This window comes from Streptomyces sp. NPDC045470 (assembly GCF_040646595.1).
Classification (GTDB): domain Bacteria; phylum Actinomycetota; class Actinomycetes; order Streptomycetales; family Streptomycetaceae; genus Streptomyces.
In genome coordinates this window covers 580,896-601,244 of record NZ_JBEZAN010000003.1, presented here as the reverse complement: position 1 = coordinate 601,244, position 20,349 = coordinate 580,896, and the positions used below count along the sequence as shown (strand labels likewise).

Annotated in this window: 20 protein-coding genes; 6 read left to right on the top strand and 14 right to left on the bottom strand. The window is 75.1% G+C overall.

What is annotated here, in order from left to right:
- Window positions 1–8 precede the first annotated feature (8 nt).
- A complete protein-coding gene (locus AB0A97_RS12950) occupies window positions 9–662 on the top strand; it encodes a TetR/AcrR family transcriptional regulator (protein WP_361148310.1) in 654 nt (217 codons plus the stop codon).
- A gap of 7 nt (window positions 663–669) precedes the next feature.
- Here AB0A97_RS12950 and AB0A97_RS12945 read toward each other — a convergent pair whose 3' ends face one another.
- The 3 genes from AB0A97_RS12945 to AB0A97_RS12935 all read right to left on the bottom strand — a co-directional run bounded on the left by AB0A97_RS12945 (window position 670) and on the right by AB0A97_RS12935 (window position 3,529).
- Window positions 670–1,827, bottom strand: a complete 1,158-nt coding sequence (locus tag AB0A97_RS12945) for an acyltransferase (RefSeq protein WP_361148308.1) — start codon at window positions 1,825–1,827, stop codon at window positions 670–672.
- A 126-nt stretch (window positions 1,828–1,953) separates the two neighbouring features.
- Window positions 1,954–2,922 (bottom strand): aldo/keto reductase, encoded by a 969-nt coding sequence (locus AB0A97_RS12940; protein WP_361148307.1) that lies wholly within the window; start codon window positions 2,920–2,922, stop codon window positions 1,954–1,956.
- A 193-nt stretch (window positions 2,923–3,115) separates the two neighbouring features.
- A complete protein-coding gene (locus AB0A97_RS12935) occupies window positions 3,116–3,529 on the bottom strand; it encodes an SsgA family sporulation/cell division regulator (RefSeq protein ID WP_361148305.1) in 414 nt (137 codons plus the stop codon).
- A gap of 277 nt (window positions 3,530–3,806) precedes the next feature.
- Here AB0A97_RS12935 and AB0A97_RS12930 point away from each other — a divergent pair, with 277 nt between their 5' ends.
- On the top strand, window positions 3,807–5,336 hold the full coding sequence (locus AB0A97_RS12930; protein WP_361148303.1) for a sigma factor: 1,530 nt from the start codon (window positions 3,807–3,809) through the stop codon (window positions 5,334–5,336).
- Window positions 5,337–5,349: 13 nt separating this feature from the next.
- Here the strand turns inward: AB0A97_RS12930 and AB0A97_RS12925 are convergent, their stop codons facing one another.
- Window positions 5,350–5,664, bottom strand: a complete 315-nt coding sequence (locus tag AB0A97_RS12925) for a GNAT family N-acetyltransferase (RefSeq protein ID WP_361148301.1) — start codon at window positions 5,662–5,664, stop codon at window positions 5,350–5,352.
- A 173-nt stretch (window positions 5,665–5,837) separates the two neighbouring features.
- Here AB0A97_RS12925 and AB0A97_RS12920 point away from each other — a divergent pair, with 173 nt between their 5' ends.
- A complete protein-coding gene (locus AB0A97_RS12920) occupies window positions 5,838–6,980 on the top strand; it encodes an oxidoreductase (RefSeq protein WP_361148802.1) in 1,143 nt (380 codons plus the stop codon).
- An 88-nt stretch (window positions 6,981–7,068) separates the two neighbouring features.
- Here AB0A97_RS12920 and AB0A97_RS12915 read toward each other — a convergent pair whose 3' ends face one another.
- From AB0A97_RS12915 to AB0A97_RS12895, 5 genes are all read right to left on the bottom strand, one after another.
- Entirely contained in the window at window positions 7,069–7,803 is a 735-nt protein-coding gene (locus AB0A97_RS12915) for a class I SAM-dependent methyltransferase (protein WP_361148299.1), read from the bottom strand.
- 480 nt (window positions 7,804–8,283) lie between these two features.
- Complete coding sequence (locus AB0A97_RS12910; RefSeq protein ID WP_031002500.1) at window positions 8,284–8,790, bottom strand: MarR family transcriptional regulator; 507 nt, start codon at window positions 8,788–8,790, stop codon at window positions 8,284–8,286.
- Between the two features lie 211 nt (window positions 8,791–9,001).
- Window positions 9,002–10,837, bottom strand: a complete 1,836-nt coding sequence (locus AB0A97_RS12905) for an FUSC family protein (RefSeq protein ID WP_361148297.1) — start codon at window positions 10,835–10,837, stop codon at window positions 9,002–9,004.
- A 59-nt stretch (window positions 10,838–10,896) separates the two neighbouring features.
- Window positions 10,897–11,931, bottom strand: coding sequence for an acyl-CoA dehydrogenase family protein (locus AB0A97_RS12900; RefSeq protein WP_361148295.1), 1,035 nt, complete (start codon window positions 11,929–11,931; stop codon window positions 10,897–10,899).
- Between the two features lie 26 nt (window positions 11,932–11,957).
- Window positions 11,958–13,169, bottom strand: coding sequence for an acyl-CoA dehydrogenase family protein (locus tag AB0A97_RS12895; protein ID WP_361148293.1), 1,212 nt, complete (start codon window positions 13,167–13,169; stop codon window positions 11,958–11,960).
- Between the two features lie 79 nt (window positions 13,170–13,248).
- On the opposite strand from AB0A97_RS12895, the gene AB0A97_RS12890 reads away from it, so the two are divergent.
- The 3 genes from AB0A97_RS12890 (at window position 13,249) to AB0A97_RS12880 (ending at window position 15,999) form a co-directional block, all read left to right on the top strand.
- Window positions 13,249–14,058: an SDR family oxidoreductase gene (locus AB0A97_RS12890; protein ID WP_361148291.1), complete on the top strand. Its 810-nt coding sequence runs from the start codon at window positions 13,249–13,251 to the stop codon at window positions 14,056–14,058.
- A gap of 114 nt (window positions 14,059–14,172) precedes the next feature.
- On the top strand, window positions 14,173–14,763 hold the full coding sequence (locus AB0A97_RS12885) for a TetR/AcrR family transcriptional regulator (protein ID WP_361148800.1): 591 nt from the start codon (window positions 14,173–14,175) through the stop codon (window positions 14,761–14,763).
- A gap of 78 nt (window positions 14,764–14,841) precedes the next feature.
- Entirely contained in the window at window positions 14,842–15,999 is a 1,158-nt protein-coding gene (locus AB0A97_RS12880; protein WP_361148289.1) for an acetyl-CoA C-acetyltransferase, read from the top strand.
- A 51-nt stretch (window positions 16,000–16,050) separates the two neighbouring features.
- On the opposite strand, the gene AB0A97_RS12875 is transcribed toward AB0A97_RS12880, so the two are convergent.
- The 5 genes from AB0A97_RS12875 to AB0A97_RS12855 form a co-directional block, all read right to left on the bottom strand.
- Window positions 16,051–16,362, bottom strand: a complete 312-nt coding sequence (locus AB0A97_RS12875; RefSeq protein ID WP_361148287.1) for a hypothetical protein — start codon at window positions 16,360–16,362, stop codon at window positions 16,051–16,053.
- Between the two features lie 245 nt (window positions 16,363–16,607).
- On the bottom strand, window positions 16,608–17,663 hold the full coding sequence (locus AB0A97_RS12870) for a nitronate monooxygenase (RefSeq protein WP_361148798.1): 1,056 nt from the start codon (window positions 17,661–17,663) through the stop codon (window positions 16,608–16,610).
- Window positions 17,660–18,532 (bottom strand): CoA-transferase, encoded by an 873-nt coding sequence (locus tag AB0A97_RS12865; protein ID WP_361148285.1) that lies wholly within the window; start codon window positions 18,530–18,532, stop codon window positions 17,660–17,662. The genes AB0A97_RS12870 and AB0A97_RS12865 overlap by 4 nt, the downstream gene beginning before the upstream one ends.
- Entirely contained in the window at window positions 18,529–19,440 is a 912-nt protein-coding gene (locus tag AB0A97_RS12860; RefSeq protein WP_361148283.1) for a CoA-transferase, read from the bottom strand. Before AB0A97_RS12860 ends, AB0A97_RS12865 begins: the two co-directional genes overlap by 4 nt.
- Window positions 19,437–20,252: an enoyl-CoA hydratase family protein gene (locus tag AB0A97_RS12855; protein ID WP_361148281.1), complete on the bottom strand. Its 816-nt coding sequence runs from the start codon at window positions 20,250–20,252 to the stop codon at window positions 19,437–19,439. The genes AB0A97_RS12860 and AB0A97_RS12855 overlap by 4 nt, the downstream gene beginning before the upstream one ends.
- Window positions 20,253–20,349: the final 97 nt, after the last annotated feature.

Genomic DNA, 20,349 nt, shown 5'->3' with positions numbered 1-20,349 from the left:
ACGGTCACGTGCCGAAGAAGGTGGACCACGAAGCGCGGCGCCGGGAGATCTCCCAGGCGCTGTGGCGGATCGCGAGCACCCGGGGCCTGGAGGGCGCGAGCCTGCGGGACGTCGCCGCCGAGGCGGGCATCTCCCTCGGGCGGCTCCAGCACTACTTCCGCACCAAGGACGAACTGCTCGTCTTCGCGCTCCGCCACATCGAGACCCTCGCCCAGCAGCGCATCCGCGCACGCATCGAGGCGCTGGACGGCGAGCCCACCCCGCGCGACATCCTGCGCGCCTGCCTGACGGGGATGCTGCCCCTGGACGAGCAGAGCCGCATCGGCTTCCTGGTGGGCGTGGCCCACTTCCACCGGGCCGTCCACGACCCGGCCCTGCGCACCGATGTCCGGGACGGCATCCCCAAACTGCGAGGCTTCTTCGCCGACCAACTGCGGCAGGCGATGGAACGCGGCGAGGTGCGGCCCGACCGGAACGCCGACGACGAGGCGATGGTGCTGATCAGCCTGGTCGACGGACTCTCGACGTACATCCTGCTGGACGTCCACACCCCCGAGAAGGCCGTCCAGCTCCTGGACCGGCAACTGGACCAGCTCTTCGACGGGCCGGGACAGAGCGTCGCCCGTACCTCCGGGCAGAGGCGCGATACGGCGCCGACGTGAGCCCTCGTCAGGCGGAAGGCACCCCGGCCGGTTCGGCGGGGGACGAGGGCGCCGGGCTCCGGCGGCGGGAAAAACGCCGGGCCAGCGGCCGTTCGACGAACCGGTGCGCCAGCAGGGCCGTGCCCTGCGCCAGGAGGGCACAGGCCGCGACGAGAACCAGCCCGACGGGAGTCGTGAAGGTGCGGTCCTCGCCCAGCAGGTGCCGGACGGTCAGCAGCAGGGGCCAGTGGAGGATGTACAGGGCGTACGAGGCTTCGCCCAGGGTGGTCAGGGCCGGGCGGGCCAGCAGGCCGGGCCGGCCCCCGGCGTCGGCACGCGCCCAGTGGGCGATCGCCAGGGTCAGGGGCACGGCTCCGAGGGCCCCGAAGCGGAACGGCGCCGGAAGGAACGGCGTCAGTGCGGCGGCCGTGGCGCAGACCGGCAGGAGCACGGTGCGCTGCACCCGCGGCCACCGGCCGGCGCGGACCAGGCGCGCCGTGACGATGCCGAGCGCGAACTCCGCCAGCCGCGCCGGAGGGAAGAAGTAGCACAGCCAGACGCTCTCGGCCGACAAGGGGATGTCCCTGCCGAGGGCGGGGCCGCCGACCGCCAGGGCGGGCAGGGGCAGGGACAGGACGGCGACCGCCAGGACCGTCCAGGCCGCTCCGAGACGCCTGGCCGGGAGACGGCGCGCCGCGGCGATCAGCAAGGGGAACAGCGCGTAGAAGAACACCTCGCAGGAGATGGACCACGAGGGCGAGTTGAAGCACGCGTTCAGCGCCAGGTGCGGGGCCCAGCCCTGGAGGAGAAGGAGGCTGACCGCGCCGAACCCCGGGTCGCAGCGCAGCGGCAGGCCGTTCGGGAGCGCGGAGTCCGCGGCCAGGACGGCGAACGTCACCGCCCCCAGCCAGCCCAGCACATGCGCGGGGCCGATGCGCCACAGGCGGCGGCGCCAGAACGCACCGGCCGGTTCACCCGGCCGGTGCGTCCAGGTCAGCACGAACCCGGACAGGACGAAGAAGCCGCTGACCGCACAGGCCGCGACGGTGGCCAGTGGAAGGAGCGCCGTACGCAGCCGGGCGTCGGCGAAGAACGTCGCGTCGGTGCAGAGGTGGGTCGCCAGCACCGAGGCCGCCAGGAAGAACCGCAGGCCCGTCAACGACGGCAGCCGCCCCGTCTCCACCATGCCCCTCCCCGGCCCCTCCACCACCGCCCCCCGCCGGGAACATGCCCACGTCGGTGCCGTCCGGGCACCGACGGAGCCGCAGTGTGACCCGAACGAGCGAACGCGCGGTGGTGCCGGAGGCCGGCCTCAGAGACGCGTGCCCTCGGCCGCCGGCAGCGCGTCGAGTTCGGCCAGCGCGGCGGGCGGCAGGGTGACGTCCGCCGCACCGGCGTTGTCCACCAGGTACTTCGGGGTCTTGGTGCCGGGGATCGGGACGACGTACCGCCCCTGGGCGAGCACCCACGCGAGGGCGACCTGCGCGGGGGAGGCGCCGTGCTGTCCGGCGATGGCGCGGACCTTGCCCACCAGCTCCAGGTTGGCCTTGAGCGCGTCCTGCTGGAAGCGCGGCAGCCGGCGGCGGAAGTCGTCCAGCGGCAGCTCGTCGAAGGAGGTGATGCTGCCGGTCAGGAAGCCGCGGCCGAGCGGCGAGAACGGCAGGAAGGCGATGCCCTGCGCTTCGCAGTAGGGCACGACCTCGTCCAGCGCCTCACGGGTCCACAGCGACAGTTCGGACTGTACGGAGGCGACCGGGTGCACGGCCTGCGCGCGCCGGATCTCCTCGACGGTCGGCTCCGACAGGCCGATGTGCCGGGCCTTGCCCGCCTGGACGGCCTCGGCCAGCGCGCCCCAGCTCTCCTCGACCGGCACCTCGGGGTCCACCCGGTGCAGCTGGTACAGGTCCACGTGGTCGGTGCGGAGGCGGCGCAGGCTCTCGTCGATGGAGCGGCGGATGTGCTCGGGGCGGCCGTTGCGCACCAGCGCGGTGTGATCACCCGGCCTGCCCGGGGAGGACTCCAGTCCGACCTTCGTGGCCAGCACCACCCGCTCCCGGTAGCCGCCCGCCAGTGCCCGGCCCACCAGCTCCTCGTTGGTGTACGGACCGTAGACATCGGCGGTGTCGACGAGCGTCACACCGAGGTCGACCGCCTGCCGGAGGACGCCGACGGACGTCGCCTCGTCGCGGCCGGCAGGGTCGTAGGCATGCGTCATGCCCATGCATCCGAGGCCGATGACGCCGATCTCGGGTCCGGTGCTGCCGAGCGTGGTGGTGCGCATGACGGGGCTCCTCGGGATGAGTGCTGAATATTTCGCTGATCACTCTTCCTGTTGAAGTGCACTTGAAGTCAAGCGGTCGCCGGGACGGAGACTCCCGGTACGCGGAATCCCCCGCCCGGCGAACCGCTCTCGGCACGATGAACTGGACACCCTGCTCGGGCGCGACTGAGGCAGACCGGCCGCACCCGGCGGCCTACGCCTCGCGCAGCAGGGCCGCGAGGTCGCCCTCGACGTCGAGGTGGCGGGCCTCGCTGCCCAGGGGCACCACGCCGTACGACCGCATCAGGAAGCGGCGCAGGTCACGGGCCGGGAACTGCACCATGGCCAGACCGTCGGCGGTGTGGAACTCCAGCATCGTGTGGTCCGGGCCGCACGGCCAGATGTGCACGTCCCCCTGGCCGGACGGCTCCCGCAGGCCGTCCGCCAGCAGGTCGCGCGCGAAGGTCCACCCGACCTCCGCCCCGTCCAGCGACGCCACCGGCGGGAAGACGACGTGCACCGCCAGCGGGTCCTCGCTGTCGTAGCGCAGCCGGGCGGGGACCTTCCGCGACCGGGGCACGGACGCGATCAGTCGGGCGTGGACGGCTTGGTCGATGACGTGGGACATCGCCGGCTCCCTGGATGCTCGTGCGGACGGGTCTCTGCCTCTACGACCCGTAAGACGCGCCGCGTATTACGCCAGTGCACCGAATGGCCGCGTGAGGTGCGTCACGAACTTTTGATTGCGGCGATATGTGCTCCTTAGGCTTGCGAAATCCAAGCAAGGCCGTCAGAACCGGAACGAGTCTGCCCGCGACGGAGAGCCTGTGACCGGACCAGGGCGCCGGACCGGGGTCGTGGCGCAACTCCGGCGCTGGGGGTGACACGTCAGGGGTTGGCCGTTCATGTCCGAAGCATCCGCAGGGTCCCCGGCGTCGGCGGCGGACGACTACACCCGGCTCTACGAGCGCGAACACCCGCGCCTGGTCGCCTACGCACGGTCGCTGACGACCAGCGCCTGGCTCGCGGAGGACCTCGTCGCCGAGGCGCACTTCCGGGTCTGGCGCCGCATCCGGTCCGGCCACCGCATCGACAACGTCCCGGCCTACCTCCGCACCACCATCCGCCACCTCGCCTCGGCCGTCGGCGCGGCCGCCGCCCGGGAGATACCGCAGGATCCCGAGGACGGCCAGGCATGGGCCGGCACCGGACCGGCGGCCGAGCACGCCGACCCGGCGCAGCGCGTCGCCTACGTCGACCTGCTCGCCCGCGTCATGGGACGGCTCCCGCAGCGCTGGGTGACGGCGCTGTGGCTGGCGGAGGCCGAGGACCAGCCGCTGGAGGCGGTCGGCAAGGCGATCGGGGCGGGCAAGGGCGCGACGGCCGTGCTGCTGCACCGGGCCAGGGAGGGCATGCGGCAGGCGTTCCTGGGCTCGGTGCCCGGCACCCCGGACGACCCGGCGTGCGAGGTGCACTGGCAGCGGATGCCCGCGTACGTACGGGGCGAGGCCACCGCGAAACAGGCCGACGGGGTCACCGGCCACCTCGCGGACTGCCCCGACTGCCGGGCCCGGATGGCACTGCTCACCCGGGCCAACGACCGGCTGCCCGCGCTCACCGGCCCCGCGCTGCTGGTGCTCCTGGCGGGCGGTTCGGCGAAGTTCCTGCTGCCGCTCGCGGGGGCCGGGGCCGCCGCGGCCGGAGGCGCTCACGCGGCCGGGAGCGGCGCGGCCACGTCCGTACAGAAAGCGCTCACCGCCGTACAGAAGTCCGTGCGGCATCTGCTGCGCGGCCAGATCGGGCAGGCCGGGCCGGTGGCCGCCACCGCCGCGGGCGTCGGCGTCGCGGTGGTCGCGGGCGTGGCGGTCGCCGCGGGCATCGCCCTGACCGGCGGCGACGCGGCGCCGACGGCCGGGCGGACGGCAGCGGTGCCGGACGGGGCCGGGGGCGGCACGCAACCGGGCGACGGCGCGGACCGGGCGGTGCCCGATGCCACCGCGGAGCGGTCGGCGACCTCCGTACCCACCGGCGCTCCTGCCGTTCCGTCGGCGCCGGCGGCGCGGGGCACGGCGAGTACGCCGCCGGTGCCCCGGGCGGGCGGGCCGACCGCCTCGCCGGCTCCCGGGCCTTCGGGGCCGCAGGCGCCCGCGCCGTCCGCGACCGGCAGGCCCGGCTCCACCCCGGCCCCCACGGGACCGGCGGCAAGCCCCACTCCGGACCCGACGGCGTCCGGACCGACCGGCGGGCCCACCCCCACGCCCGAACCGACCGGCGGCCCCACGGCACGGCCCACACCCACACCCACCCGCACACCGGTTCCGAGGGTCTCGCCCACTCCGAGGGTCTCGCCCCCACCCACCACCGGCCCGACCCCGCCCGAGCACTGCCGCTGGAGCCGGCACTGGGGCCCGGTGCGGATCTGCCGTATCGGCTGACGCCGCCCCGGCCTCAGTCCGTGACCGTGCTGCGGTTCTCGTAGGCGAGGTCGCCGTACTCGGGGTGCCGCTCCATCCAGCCCGCGACGAACGGGCACACGGCCAGCACCCGCAGCCCGTCCGCGCGTGCCGTGTCCAGCGCGTGCCGGGTCAGCGCCGAACCGATGCCGTTGCCCTCGTACACCGGGTCGACCTCGGTGTGCACGAGGGCGATGAGCCCTTCGGCGCGCAGATAGGCCGCCACGCCCGCCACTTCACCGCCGAGCCTGGCCTCGTAGCGGTTCGCGGCACGGTCGTCGGTCACCGTCACCGGGGCCGGCGCGGTCATGAGCGGATCTCCTGCCGGTCCATCGCCGTCTCCTCCCGCTTCGCCCCCCGGCTGCTTCCGCACCCCCTGTTCAGCACAGTAGGAGCGGCACCGGGCCGGCGCGAGGCGAGGCGCGTACGGGAATGTCTGGACGGGGCGTCCCGGCTGGGCTAGCTTCCAGCGTCATGAGGGTCATGGGGAAGCCGGGACAGCCAGGACAGCCGGGGCGCGGGAGACGCGGGCGCGGGGTGTGGGCGGTGGCCTGCGCCGCGGTGCTCAGCGTCGCGGGCGCGGCTCCCGTATCGGCACAGCCGTCCGCCGCCGCACGGCCCGCCGCGGGGCCGCTGACGGTGTCCGGGGTGCTGGGCGGCGGCTGGGACGAGAAGGACAGCGACAGCGACGCGCGCTTCCGCGGCCTGGCCGCCGTCAGCCGCAGTACCGCCTGGGTCGCGGGCACCGGCGGGACCGTGCTGCGCACCCGCGACGGCGGCGACCACTGGCGGGACGTCTCGCCGCCGGGCGCCGGGAAGCTGGAATTCCGCGACATCGAGGCGTTCGACGCGCGGCACGCCGTGGTGCTGTCGGCCGGCGAGGGCGCGGCGTCCCGGGTCTTCCGTACGGACGACGGCGGCGCCACCTGGACCGAGAGTTTCCGCAACACCGACCCGCGCGCCTTCTACGACTGCATGACGTTCTTCGACAGCAGCCACGGCATCGCGCTCGCCGACCCCGTCGACGGGACGTACCGCATCCTGTCCACCGTCGACGGCGGCCGGAACTGGCGGGTGCTGCCCACCCGCGGCATGCCGCCCGCCCAGCCCGGCGAGGCGTCCTTCGCGGCCGGCGGCCAGTGCCTGGTCAGCTCCGGCGCGTACGACGCGTGGTTCGCCACCGGCGGCGCGGCGAAGAGCCGCGTCCTGCACTCCCCGGACCGCGGCCGAAGCTGGACCGTCTCCGAGACGCCGGTTCCGGCGGGCGACCCGGCGCGCGGCGTGTTCGGCCTGGCCTTCCGCGACCGTACGCACGGGCTCGCGGTCGGCGGTGACCACCGGACCGGCAGGCCCTCGCCCAGGGCCGCCGCGGTGAGCGCGGACGGCGGCGCGTCCTGGCAGGCGTCCGCCCGGCCGCCGAAGCGCTACCGGTCCGGGGTGGCCTGGTTCCCCCGCACCACGCGCGTCGCCCTGGCCGTCGGGCCGACGGGCAGTGACGTCACGCTCGACGGCGGCCGGTCCTGGTACACCTTCGACGACGGCTCGTACGACACCGTCGACTGCTCCGCCGACTTCGGCTGCTGGGCGGCGGGGGAGGACGGGCGCGTCGCCCGCCTGGAGCCGTGACGTACCGGCCCCTCGGACCGGTCCCGGGGCCGGCCCGAGGGGCGCTCGCGCACCCGGCGGGCGGGTGCGGAGGCCCGCGCGCCCGGTCTCAGGCCACCCGTGCCGACACCACCACGACGTGCGGCGCCGCCAGGTAGCGCGCGAACAGTGACGCGCTGCCCTCGGCGGCGGTGCGCGGGAGCTGCCAGGCGATGCCGGTGAACCCCGCCTCCGTCAGGGCCCGTTCGAGCGCCTCGCGGGACCAGTGGTAAGCGGTCACCTGGAACGTCTCCTCCTCGGCCCGGCCGTGCAGCCCTACGGGGTCGCCGTCCCGCAGGTGGGCGTCGGCCACCGTGAGGTCGAAGCCGTAGGGCCGGTAGTAGTGGGGGACCGTCGCGAAGTCCGGGTTGAGCGTGACCGCCACGAAGCGGCCGCCCGGGGCGAGCGTGTCGCGGGCGGCGGCGCACAGCCGGGCGAGCGCCGCCGGGGTGGCGGCGTAGGACAGCGCGTAGACGGCCACGGTCACGTCGAAGGCCCCGTCCAGGGCGTCGGTGGTCGCCGCGTCGAGGACGCGGTACGACACGCCGAGGGGCTCCACCTCCTCCCGGTGCCGGGCGTGCGCGATCATCCCGGGCGACCGGTCGACACCGAGCACCAGGCCGGCCCCGTTACGGGCGAAGAAGCGGGCGTAGTGCCCCGAGCCGCAGCCGAGGTCCAGGACCCGCCGCCCCTCGACGCCGCCCGCCGCGGCGAGGACGGAGGGCATTTCGATGTGCCGTCTGAAGGGCAGCTCGTCGATGCTGCGCTCGTGCAGCGCGGCCATACCGTCGAAGGGGGAAGTCATGACGCTGCCTCAGGAATGCGGGTCGCCGGGCGACGGGGCGGGCGGTGGACGGGCGGGCGGGGCGGACGGGCCCCGGGAGGCCCGCGGCCGCCCGCGGCGCGGGGCCGTTCCCGGCGGCCGCCCGCGGGGCAGGGCGTGCGATCAGGCAAACCGGCGCTCCTCCCTCCGCCCGCGCGGCACCGGCACCGCTGCGGTGTCCGTCGGCCGGGCACCTGGGAGCCGTCTCCGCCCACGTCTACGGAACGCATCATTCCGCAGCCCTCGGGCGTTCCCGGGGAGGCACCGGGCGAACGGCCGGTGCGCCACCCGCCCTGCCCAGACGGCGTACGGACGCCGGACGTACGAAAGGCGTACGGGTGACGTCCGTCCGGCCGTACGGAGGGCGTACGGCCGGCACGCGGCCGGTGTGCCGCTCGGTGTCCTGCTCGCCCCTCCGGTCCCTCCGACCTCTCCGCCCCGCCGCCTCCCCGCCCGGGGCCGTCAGTCCAGCAGGCTCCCGAGTCGCCCCTCCAGCAGGACCAGCAACTCGGCCAGCCCCTCGGACAGTTCGGTCCGCCGCTTGCCGTCGATGCCCTCCAGCAGACCGGCCTCGTAGCGCAGTTGCTCGGGCAGCAGCCGGTCGATGACCGCCCGGCCCTCGTCGGTGAGCGAGAGGTGCGAGACCCGCCGGTCCCGCTCGTCGGGCCGCCGCGCGACCAGCCCGCGGGTCTCCAACTGCCTTACCCGTTTGGTGACCGCGGCTCCGGAGGCGAACGTCTCGCGCGCGATACGGCCCGGCGTCAGCTCGCGGTCCATCCGCCGCAGCGTTCCGAGGATGTCGAACTCCGGGCGGGTCAGGCCCTCCCGCCGCAGCGGCGCGTCGGCGGCCTGCTGGAGCAGCGCGGAGCAGCGGTTGAGCCGTCCGATCACCGCCATCGGGCCGGTGTCCAGCCCCGGATGGACCTGCTGCCACTGCCGCAGCACCCCCGCGACGATGTCCTCGGTCACGCGCACCTCTACTTCCCGGGCTCTCCCGGCCCCCGTCGGCGTCCTGATTCGCGTACGGCGTGCCGCGGGCCGCCGTACGGGCCCCGCGCCGCGCCGCGCCCGGCCAATTCTGCCTGGTGCCGCTCCCGGCGGCAGGGCGGGGCGGTACGGGTACGGGCCGGGGCGGAGGCGGGGGAGCGGCACGCGGCTGGGTGAGTACGTGGGTACGCGGCTACGCGGCCAGTGCCGGAGCGGACAGCCGGCGGACGAGCCGGGCCAGCGTGCGGTGCCCCTGCCGCTCGGCCAGGGCGACGCGCTCCTCGGGGACGGCGCGCTGCCACCACTCGCCGGCCGACACCTCCACCGCTTCCCGCAGCTCGACCAGGCCGGCGGCCAGGCGGTCGCGCGCCCAGCCCGTCTCGCGCGCGTCGTCCTCCCGTACCGCCGGGTCCTGGCCCGCTCCCGCGGCCTCCGGGCCGTCGCCGTCCAGCAGCCGGAGCGCGGCGGCCTCGGCGGCCGCCACCCGGTCCAGTGCCGCTTCGATGCGGTCGGCGGCGCGGCGGTTGGTGACCAGGACGCAGCAGGCCAGGCCCACGGCCGCCCCCACGACGGTGTCGGTCCAGCGGTCGGTGACCAGCGTCCGGGCCGGCAGGTGACTGCCGAACTCGGTCAGCAGCAAGGCCATCGGGGTGACCCAGACCGAGCCGAGCCAGTAGTTGCGGGTGATGCTCGCCTCCGCGCAGAACTGGAAGGTGAGCGCCAGCAGGATCATCGCGAGGTGGCCGGTGTGGATGACCGGCAGCAGCGCGGTGAAGAGCAGCAGCCCGAGGAGGTTGCCGATGGTGCGTTGGAGGGCCCGCTGCCACGAGAGGGTGGTGTTGGCCTGGTAGATGGAGGCCGCGGTGACCACGGCCCAGTACGGGTGGCCGACACCGACCGCCATCGAGCCCCAGCCCGCCAGCGCGCAGCCGACGGCCACCCGCGCGCCGATGGGCAGCAGCGGTGAGCCGGGCGCCAGCCGGTGGAGCACGGCGCGGACACCGTGCGGGTGGCCGGGCGCGGGACGGCGCGGCTCCCGGTCCGTGGCCCGTCCGTGGCCGGCGCCCCGTTCGCGGTCCGCGTGCTCCGCGGCGACCCCGGCCAGCTCACCGGCCTGTGCGCCGGTGAGCGCGACCTCCGGCAGGGCCCGGCCCCGGCGCAGGCCGCGCGCCCACGCCGTGCAGCGCTCGGCCTCCTCCTCGTCGGCCGCCTTCGCGGCGAGGGCCGACTCGGCCCGTACGAGCAGCCGCTCCAGCCCCGAGCGGTCGGCGGCCGCGGCGGGGGTGCGGCCCGGGACCTGGAAGAGCGTGTGCCAGGCGGCGTTCACGGCGGCGGCGGTGGCGTGCCGGGCGCGGTCCGGTGCGGCGGGGGAGCCGCCGGACTCCGGGCCGGTGCGCAGCAGCGCCGCGGCGGCCTCCAGCGCGCGGGCCGTGGCGATCCGCTCCGGCCCGCGCGGCCGGACCAGTGCGGGGGCCATGCACACCAGCCAGGCGAGCGCGCCGGCGCCCAGGGCCAGTGACAGATGGAAGGGCACCTGGCCGATCCGCTGAGGCACGAAGAAGGCGGACGCCGAGATGAAGGTGAAGATCAGGTTTCCCGGCGGCCCGACGCGCGTCGCGTCGCAGACCGTCTTGTGCACGGCGGCGACCAACGAGGCGAGCAGGACGAGCAGCGGGACCGAAGCGGTGAGCGAGGCGGCGGTCAGGGCGGCACCGAGGCTGGCGACCATGCCGAGCACCACCCATGCCAGCGTGCGCGCGCGGGCCGCGTACGGCAGGCCGTGCGCATACAGGGCGCACATCGCGCCGGCCGAGGTGTACAGGACCAGGTCCAGGCGGCCCAGCGCGAACAGGACGAATTCGGGGAGGCCCAGGGCGACGACCGCACTCAGTGCGGGCTTGTGCCAGATGTCCACGGGGCGGCGCAGCAGGACCGTGCTCCTGAGGGGCAGCGGGCGCGCGCGGACCGCTCCGGCGCTTCCGGAGAGGGCCGCTGCCTGCTGTCCCGTCGGTCTGGCATGTTTCCCCATATCAAAAGCTTAACAGGTGTTTTACTCGTGAAAGATTTGCCTTCGCGTGCGTGCGCCGCTCACCGGCCCGGCGCGGGGGAGGCGAGCACCCGGGCCCGGCACTCCGCGGGGGTGCCCCAGGCGCCACGCAGCGCTCGCGCCTTGCGCATCCACAAGGAGAGGTCCAGTTCGTCGGTGTAGCCCAGGGCGCCGTGCAACTGGAGCGCGGCCCGTGCCGCGGCGTAGGCGGCCTCGCCCGCGGCGACCTTTGCCATCGCGATGCCGGTCCCCGCGCCGGCCGGGTCCGCGTTGCCGTCTGCCGTCCCGCCCGCGAGTTCCACCGCGGCCCCGAGGATCAGCGGCTCGGCGAACTCCAGCGCCACCAGCACATCCGCCAGCCGGTGCTTCACCGCCTGGAACGAGCCGATGGCGACACCGAACTGGGTGCGCTGCTTGACGTACGCCACGGTGTCGTCCAGCAGCCGTCGGCCGACGCCGAGCGCCTGCGCCGCGGTGAGCAGCCGCGCGGTGTCCGCGGCGTACGAGGCGGCGGCCCGCACGGCCGGCCCGCTCGCCAGGACCTTCCCGCCGTCCGCCGCGCACCGGGACAGCCGCCGGGCCGGATCGACCGACGGCTGGTCCGGACCCGGCCCGCTCCCGCCGGGCCGCCGCAGCGTGTCGCCGTGGGTGAGGAAGACGGCGTCGGCGGCCGTCGCGTCGAGGGCGTACGGCCCGCGCGCCAGGTCCGTGTACGAGACCATCGCGTCCCCTGCCGCGACGGCGGGCAGCCAGTGCCCGGCCGGGGCCGCGTCGCCGAGCCGGCCGAGCAGCGCGGCCGCCGCGGCCGTCTCCACCAGCGGGCCCGGGACGGCGTGCCGCCCCGCCTCGACGTACGCCACGACCAGTTCGACCGGCAGGAATCCCGAGCCCCCGTACCGCTCCGGTACGGCCAGCCCGAACACCCCGGCCTCCCCGAGCCGCCGCCACACCGCGCGCCCGGGGCCGCGGTCCCCGGTGGCCCAGGCCCGTACGGCGGTCGGGGTGTCCGCCGCCGCCAGCATCCGGCCGAGCGTCCGTCCGAAGTCCCGCTGTTCGTCGTCCAGGAGGAACCGCATTGCTCAACTCCCCTCGCCGGTCCGGCTCAGCGCCGTCCCTTCGGCAGGCCCAGCAGCCGTTCGGCGATGATGTCGCGCTGGATCTCGTTCGTTCCGGCGTACACGGGGCCGGCCAGCGCGAAGATCCAGCCCTCGGCCCAGCTCCCGTGGTCCGGCGCCTCGGGGGCGTCGCCGGCCAGCTCGCCGTGCGGGCCGAGGAGGTCGAGCGCGGTCTCGTGCAGGGCGATGTCCAGCTCGGACCAGAAGACCTTGGTGAGACTGGCCCCGGCACCCGGGGTACCGCCCGCCGCTCCAGGCGCGCTGTCCGCCACGCCTGGGGCGTCGCCCGCCGCGATCCGCGTGGCCTGGGCGCAGGCGGCCAAGTGGTAGGCGCGGGCACCGATGACCGCGTCGGCGACCCGGTCGCGCAGCGCGGTGTCGGCCGGGTCGGCGGTGTCCCGCCACAGGGCGGCGAGGCGGGCGGCGGCGGCCGTGAAACGCCCCGGGCTGCGCAGCGTCGGCCCCCGCTCGTCGCCCGCCGTGCTCATCGCGACCCGCCAGCCCCGGCCCGGTTCGCCGATCACGTCGGCGTCCGGCACGAACACGTCGTCCAGGAACAGCTCGGCGAAGGCCGGTTTCCCGTCGAGACGGCCGATCGGCCGCACCGTCACGCCCGGCGCGGCCAGGTCGAACATCAGATACGTGAGCCCGTGGTGCGGCCGGTCCGCGCCGGGGTGGCTGCGGAACAGCCCGAAGGCCCGGTCCGCGAACGCCGCCCGGGAGGACCACGTCTTGTGCCCGCGCAGCAGCCAGCCGCCCTCGGTCCGCACGGCGGCCGACCGCAGCGCGGCGAGATCGGACCCGGCGCCGGGCTCGGACCACGCCTGCGCCCAGACGGTCGCGCCGTTGGCCATCGCGGGCAGCACGCGCGCCAACTGCTCGTCCGTACCGTGCTCGAAGAGGGTGGGGGCGAGCAGGCTGATGCCGTTCTGGGAGACCCGGCCGGGTGCCCGCGCCGCGTGGTACTCCTCCTCGAAGAGCAGCCGGCGGACCGGTGAGGCGCCGCGCCCGCCGTACTCCTCGGGCCAGGACACCACCGACCAGCGCCCCGAGTGCAGTTCGCGCTCCCACGCGCGGTGGGCGGCGAAACCTTCCGCCGTCTCCAGGGACGGCAGGGGCACGGCGGGCACGTGAGCGGTCAGCCAGGCCCGTGCCGCGCGCCGGAACTCCTCGTCGTCCGGGCTGAGTTCGAGATCCATCGACCAGCGGCCTCCCCGGTGGCGGCGGGCTCCTGCGGGACCGTTCCCTAACAAGTGTTTGGTAGGTTAGCGTACCGGCATGACGCCCGAGAAGCCTCCGACGGCGCACCCGGCACCCCCGTACGTCCCCGGACACGGCCTGCTCACCGGCCGCACGGCCGTCGTCACCGCCGCGGCGGGCACCGGCATCGGCGGCGCCACCGCGCGCAAACTCCTGGAGGAAGGCGCGGACGTACTCCTCTCCGACGCGCACACCCGGCGCCTGAAGGAGTCCGAGGCCGTGCTCGCCGCCGAGTTCGGCGCCGGGCGGGTCGCCGCACAGCCCTGTGACGTCACCGACGAGGCGCAGGTCACCGCCCTCTTCGAGCACGCCGAGCGGCTGCACGGGCGCCTGGACGTCGTCGTCAACAACGCCGGACTCGGCGGCAGTGCCGACCTGGTGGCCATGACCGACGACCAGTGGACCGCCGTCCTCGACGTCACCCTGAACGGCACCTTCCGCTGCACCCGCGCCGCACTGCGCCGGATGCGCGCGGCCGGCCGGGGCGGAGTCGTCGTCAACAACGCCTCGGTGGTGGGCTGGCGCGCCCAGCGCGGCCAGGCGCATTACGCCGCCGCCAAGGCCGGGGTGATGGCCCTGACCCGCTGCGCCGCGGTGGAGGCCGCCGCGTACGGGGTCCGGGTCAACGCCGTCTCGCCCAGCCTGGCCGTCCACCCGCACCTGGCCAAGGTCACCGGCGGGGAGCTGCTGGCCGAGCTGACCGGCCGGGAGGCGTTCGGGCGCTCCGCCGAACCGTGGGAGGTCGCCAACGTCATCGTCTTCCTGGCCAGCGACTACGCCTCGTACATGACCGGCGAGACGGTCCCGGTCAGCAGCCAGCGCGCGTGACCGGGGAGATCGGGGAGATCGGGGAGGGACAATGGCCCGGTGCCCACCGACAGCAGCCCCCAGAAGAAACCGGCCGCCCGGAAGGCCGCCGGGAAGGCCGCCAGGAAGTCCGCCGTGACCCCGCCGTCGCCCGCCCGCCGCCGCGAACTGCTCGCCACCGCGGCCGAGGTGTTCGCCGACCACGGCTACGACGCGACGACCGTACGCCGGATCGCGGACGAGGCCGGTCTGCTCGCGGGCAGCCTCTACTACCACTTCGACTCCAAGGAGTCGATGCTGGACGAGATCCTCAGCACCTTCCTGGGCGAGCTGTGGGCCGGGTACGACGCGGTGCTCGCCGCCGGGCTCGGCCCCCGGGAGACCATCGAGGCCCTGGTCACCGAGTCCTTCCGGGAGATCGACCGGCACCGTCCCGCCGTGGCCATCTACCAGAAGGAGTCCAAGCAGCTCGCCGGACGGCCCCGCTTCGGCTATCTCGCCGACTCGCAGCAGAAGTTCGAGAAGGCGTGGCTCGGCACGCTGGAACGCGGCGTCGCCGACGGCGTCTTCCGCCCCGACCTCGACGTCCGGCTCACCTACCGGTTCGTCCGCGACACCGTCTGGGTCGCCGCGAGCTGGTACCGGCCGGGCGGCCACCACGGCCCGGAGGAGATCGCCCGCCAGTACCTGTCGATGGTGCTGGACGGCATCGCGGTACGGGACTGACGCGCCACCTCGCGCTGCGCAGGAAGAGCCGCACCGCACCCCGCACGCTCCGCCCGTCCCGACGACCGAGGAGCCGGCATGGCAGAGGCCTACATCATCGACGCGCTGCGCACTCCGGTCGGCAGGCGCGGCGGCGGGCTCGCCGCCGCGCACCCGGCCGACCTCGGCGCGCACGTCCTGAAAGCACTGATGGCGCGTACGGGCGTGGACCCGGCCGCCGTGGACGACGTGGTCTTCGGCTGCCTGGACGCCGTCGGCCCGCAGGCCGGGGACATCGCCCGCACCAGTTGGCTGGCGGCCGGGCTCCCCGAGGAGGTGCCGGGCGTCACCGTCGACCGGCAGTGCGGCTCCTCCCAGCAGGCCGTCCACTTCGCCGCGCAGGCCGTGCTCTCCGGCACCCAGGACCTGGTGGTCGCGGGCGGCACGCAGAACATGTCGATGATCCCCATCGCCTTCGCGAGCCGCCGGGCCGCCGAACCGCTCGGGATGACCGAGGGGCCGTTCGCGGGCAGCACCGGCTGGCGCGCCCGGTACGGCGACCAGCCGGTGGACCAGTTCCACGGCGCCGAACTCATCGCGGACAAGTGGGGCATCTCCCGTACGGCCATGGAGGAGTACGCGCTGCGCTCGCACCGGCGGGCCGTCCGCGCCGCCGACGAGGGGCGCTTCGCGCGCGAACTGGTCCCGTACGGGGACGTGACGGCCGACGAGGGCCCGCGGCGTGACACCTCGGCGGCGAAGATGGCCGCCCTCGCGCCGGTGGTGCCCGGCGGCCGGCTCACGGCCGCCGTCTCCTCCCAGGTGTCCGACGGCGCCGCGGCCCTGCTGCTGGCGAGCGAGCAGGCCGTACGGGACCACGGGCTGACCCCGCGCGCCCGTGTCCACCACCTCTCCGTACGCGGCGAGGACCCGGTCCGGATGCTGTCCGCGCCGATCCCGGCCACCGCGCACGCGCTGCGGAAGACCGGGCTGGGCATCGACGCCGTCGACCTCGTCGAGATCAACGAAGCGTTCGCGCCGGTGGTCCTGGCCTGGCTGGAGGAGACCGGCGCCGATCCCGCCCGGGTCAACGTCAACGGCGGCGCCATCGCCCTCGGCCACCCGCTCGGCGCGACCGGCTGCAAACTCATGACCACGCTGCTGCACGAGCTGGAGCGCACCGGCGGACGCTACGGGCTCCAGACGATGTGCGAGGGTGGCGGCCAGGCCAATGTGACCGTGATCGAACGGCTGTGAGACGGGCCGGGAACCGGGCCTCCGGGCCCGGCCCCCCGGTGCGCCGCGGTGTCAGCAGGCCCGGTTCTTCACGTACAGGGCGCGCGGGCCCCGGTCCGTGCCGTACCGGACGTCCTTGGTCGCGGCCTTGGTGAGCCGGCCGTTCACGGCGGGCCGGGCCGGTACGACGATCGTGTAGCAGGCCGTGCGCTGCGCGCAGAGGTTCTTCAGGCGGACGAACCGCTTGTGGTCCTTGGTGAAGTACTTCATCACCTTGGCGCACTGCGGCGCCCGCGGGGCTGCCGCGGCCTGCGAGGCCGTGGCCAGACCCAGCGTCGTGCTGAGCGCCGTCGCCGCGACGGCCGTGGCGAGGAACTTGCGCATGCGATCTCCCCCGACGGAAATCTCCGCCCGCGGCGGGAGCCGGGGCGGCCTACAGTGGTCGGTCCCACCGTAGTGGACGACATCCGGACCGGTGTTCGGGTCCCGGCCCGCCCCGGCCGCGCCTGCCGGGCTCGGAGAGCCCACGCCTGCCCGGCCCGGACCGGCCGTGCCTGCCCGGCCCGCAGCGGCCGTGCCTGCCTGGCCCGGACTGCTCGTGCCCGCCCGGCCCGGACCGGCCGCCCCGCTCACCCCGTGCCGCCCCGCTCCAGCCGGTCCAGCGCCGCCGTCGCCCCCGCCATGATCCGGCCGACCAGTTCCGCGCACGACGGCAGGTCCTCGATGACCCCGGCCACCTGCCCGGACGCCATCACCCCGGCGTCCGTACGGCCCTCCACCAGCGCGGCCCGCAGCATCATCGGCGTGTTCGCGGCCAGCAGCACCTGGCTCCAGGTCAGCCCGGCCCCCCGCTTCATGGCCAGCCCGTCCCGTACCGTACGGGCCCAGCCCGTACCCGCCTGCTTCCGGAACGCCGCCGCGTGCCGCGCGGCCCGCAGCAGCGCCGCCGGGCGCCCGGACCGTTCGAGGGCGGCGACCAGGTCCGTCCGCAGCATCCGGTGCGGCAGCCCGTCCACCGCGCGCGTCACGGTGACGTCCCCGACCGAGGCCGCGAGATAGCGCGCCTTGACCGCCTCCGGGACGGTGCTGTCGGACGTGAGCAGGAAGCGCGTCCCCATGGCCACGCCGGCCGCCCCGAAGGCCAGGGCGGCCACCAGCCCGCGCCCGTCGTGGAAGCCGCCGGCCGCCACGACCGGGATGTCCACCGCGTCCACGACCTGCGGCAGCAGTACGGTGGTCGCCACCTCACCGGTGTGCCCGCCGCCCTCGGCGCCCTGGACGATCACCGCGTCCGCACCCCACGCGGCGACCTTCTCCGCGTGCCGCCGCGCCCCCACGGTCGGGATGACGACGACCCCCGCGTCCTTGAGGCGGGCGATCAGCTCCCGCGAGGGCGCCAGGGCGAACGAGGCGACCCGTACGCCCTCCTCGACGATGATGCGCACCCGCTCGGCCGCGTCCCCGGCGTCCGCCCGCAGATTGACGCCGAAGGGCCGGTCCGTACGGGAGGCGACCTCGCGGACCGCGGCCCGAAGCTGCCCGGTCGACATGGTGGCGGACGCCAGGATGCCGAGCGCCCCCGCCTCCGCGGTGGCGGAGACCAGGCGCGGCCCGGCGACCCACCCCATGCCGGTCTGCACGACGGGGTGGCGGACGCCCGTCAGCGCGGTGAGCGCGGTGGTCAGGGGCCGCACGGCGGCACCTCGCGGTCGCGCAGCCCCCGCGGGTCGACGACCTCGCGGAGCAGCCGCAGCTCTTGGAAGGTCGGTTCACGGGTGGACGGAACACCACCGTCCGGTACGCCGCCATCCGGTCCGTCCCCGCCGGACCCGCAGCCGTCGGCCCCGCCGCCGTCCGGCAGGCGGAGCGTGAACCCCGTCGCCGCACGGACGTCTGCGAGCCGTACGCCGGGATGCAGTGACCGGATCCGCATGGTGCGGCCGGGCGTCTCGAAGTCGAACACGCCGAGATCGCTGACGACCTCCGGGACGCGGTGGTAGCGGGTGGCGGACGGCCCGGCCGACGCGGCCCGGTCGTACCCGACGCCGCAGACCATGTCGACCCGCTCGACGAAGGTACGGAGCGAGTGCTTCGGCACCCAGTAGCTGGTCGGGTTGTTGAGGGTGTTGACCGGGGCGCCCCGTACCCCGAGCAACTGACGGGACGGGCGCGCCCAGTCCCCGATGCAGGAGATGTTCTGGTTGCCGTACCGGTCGATCTGGCTCGCGCCCATCATGACGTGCCGGCGGCCGGTGGCGACCAGCGTCAGGTGCCGGCGGTACGGCAGCCAGCCCTCGGTCACCGCCGACGGCGCGCCCGTCGCTCCTGCCGCCGGTCCGCCGTCGACGAGCAGCGCCTCGCCGTCGGTCAGCAGGAGGTCGGGGGAGAAGGTCAGCTTCGCCAGCCGCGCACCGAGGGCGGGGACCGTGCCCATGGGGGAGGCGAGCACCTCACCCGCGCCGCGCCACACCTCGGCACAGGCGATCACGCAGTACTCGGCGCGGGTGACGGCGGTGGAACCGGCGCCGGCTGCCGTCGGCGTGCGGGCGGTCATCGGCGCTCCTCGGCGGTGGACGCTGCGGACTCGTTGCTCTCTTCGCTTCCGGTCTCTTCGGTGAAGGCCGCCACCGCCGCCCGGTAGTCGTCCTCGTCGCCCGACAGGAAGCGTTTGACGAACGCCGCCCAGGTGCCCGGGTCCGCCGCCGCCCGGACGTACGCCCGCTGGAACGCCTCGTCCCGCCCGTAGTCCGGCACACAGGACGTGAAGTGCGCACCGTGCGGCGCTTCCACGACACCGCTGACGAACATCCGGCTGACCAGCAGCGTCTGCGGGCAGCCCGCCCGCGCCAGCTCTTCGCCGTCCACGATCCGTTCGCACGAGACGTACGCCGCGTCCGCCGCCTCGCAGAAGAGGTCGTCGAAGTACGGATCGGGCCCCAGGTACCGGGCGTTGCCCCGCGCGTCCGCCCGGTCGAGGTGCACCAGCGCCGCGTCCAGCCGCAGCGCCGGGGCGGCGGCCAGCACCTCGCCGTCCTCGTACGGCGAAGTGACCGTACGCAGGTGGGGATTGACCCGCAGTACGTCGGAGCCGAGCCCGGCCCGTACCGGCATGAACGGCAGCCGCTGGCCCGCCGCGGTCAGCCCCCACAGGAACATCGCCTCGTCCAGCTCGGTCAGTTCCAGGGCGCCGCGCTCGCGGGCGGCGCGGAAGTGCGGCTCCAGGGGGACCGAGTCCAGCGTGACGAAGGGCGTGACCAGCCGGCGGATCTTTCCGGCGGCCGCCAGCAGGCCCACGTCGGGACCGCCGCAGGAGACGACGGTGAGATCCGTCAGGCCGGACCGCAGCAGGGCGCGGACGAGCGCCATCGGCTTGCGGCGCGATCCCCAGCCGCCGATGCCGAGCGTCATTCCGCTCTCCAGCCGCGCCACCACGTCGTCGGCGGTCATCCTCTTGTCGCTCAACCCGGCTCCCCTCCGGAGATGTCGGCACTGCGTCCGCGCTCCGGTCCGTCCGTCGGCGTTCCCCTCCGCGCGAAGGCGTCCCGGTGCCGGTCGGCGACGCCGCTCAGGTTGGCCTCGAACGTGAAGCCCTGCTCGAAGCGGTAGCTGCGGTGCACGTCGACCGGGTCGATGCCGTTGATGGCGGCCTTGGCCAGCCGCAGCAGGTACCCGTCCTTCGCGGCGATCTCCCCGGCCAGCACCAGCGCCGCCGGCCGCACCTCGTCGCGCGGGACCACGGCCCAGACGGAGCCGTGCCGGTGGAGTTCGGCGGCGGTCACGGTGCGCGAGGTGTAGTAGAGGGTGCGCATCAGGTGCGGCGGGACGAGCCGGGCGAGGTGGGTGGCCGCGCCGAGCGCGCCGCGGTCCAGTTCGGGCAGGCCGAACGTCGCGTCGTCACTCGCCACGATCGCGTCCGCGTTGCCCACCAGCCCGATGCCGCCGCCCAGGCAGTGGCCCTGTACGGCGGCGACGACCGGCACCTCGCAGTCGTAGACGGCCGCGAACGCCTCGTAACAGCCCCGGTTGGCGCCGAGCAGCGCGGCGTGCCCCGGCGTCCGCCGCATCTCCTTGATGTCCACGCCCGCGTTGAAGCCGCGGCCCGCCGCGGCGAGCACCACACAGCGGACGCCGGGGTCGCGGCCGGCCGCGCGTACCGCGTCGGCCAGGTCGAACCAGCTCTGTACGGGCAGGGCGTTGACCGGCGGCCGGTCGACGGTGACGAGGGCGGTGCCGTCCTCGGGGCGGGACACGGTGACGGTGGTGGAGACACCCATGGGCGGATCAGCTACCTTTCCACCAAACGTTTGTTAGGTGCAGGCTGCTTGAGAAGGTAGCAGCGCGGTGCCCGCAACGGGAGGGCGGAGGTGGCCT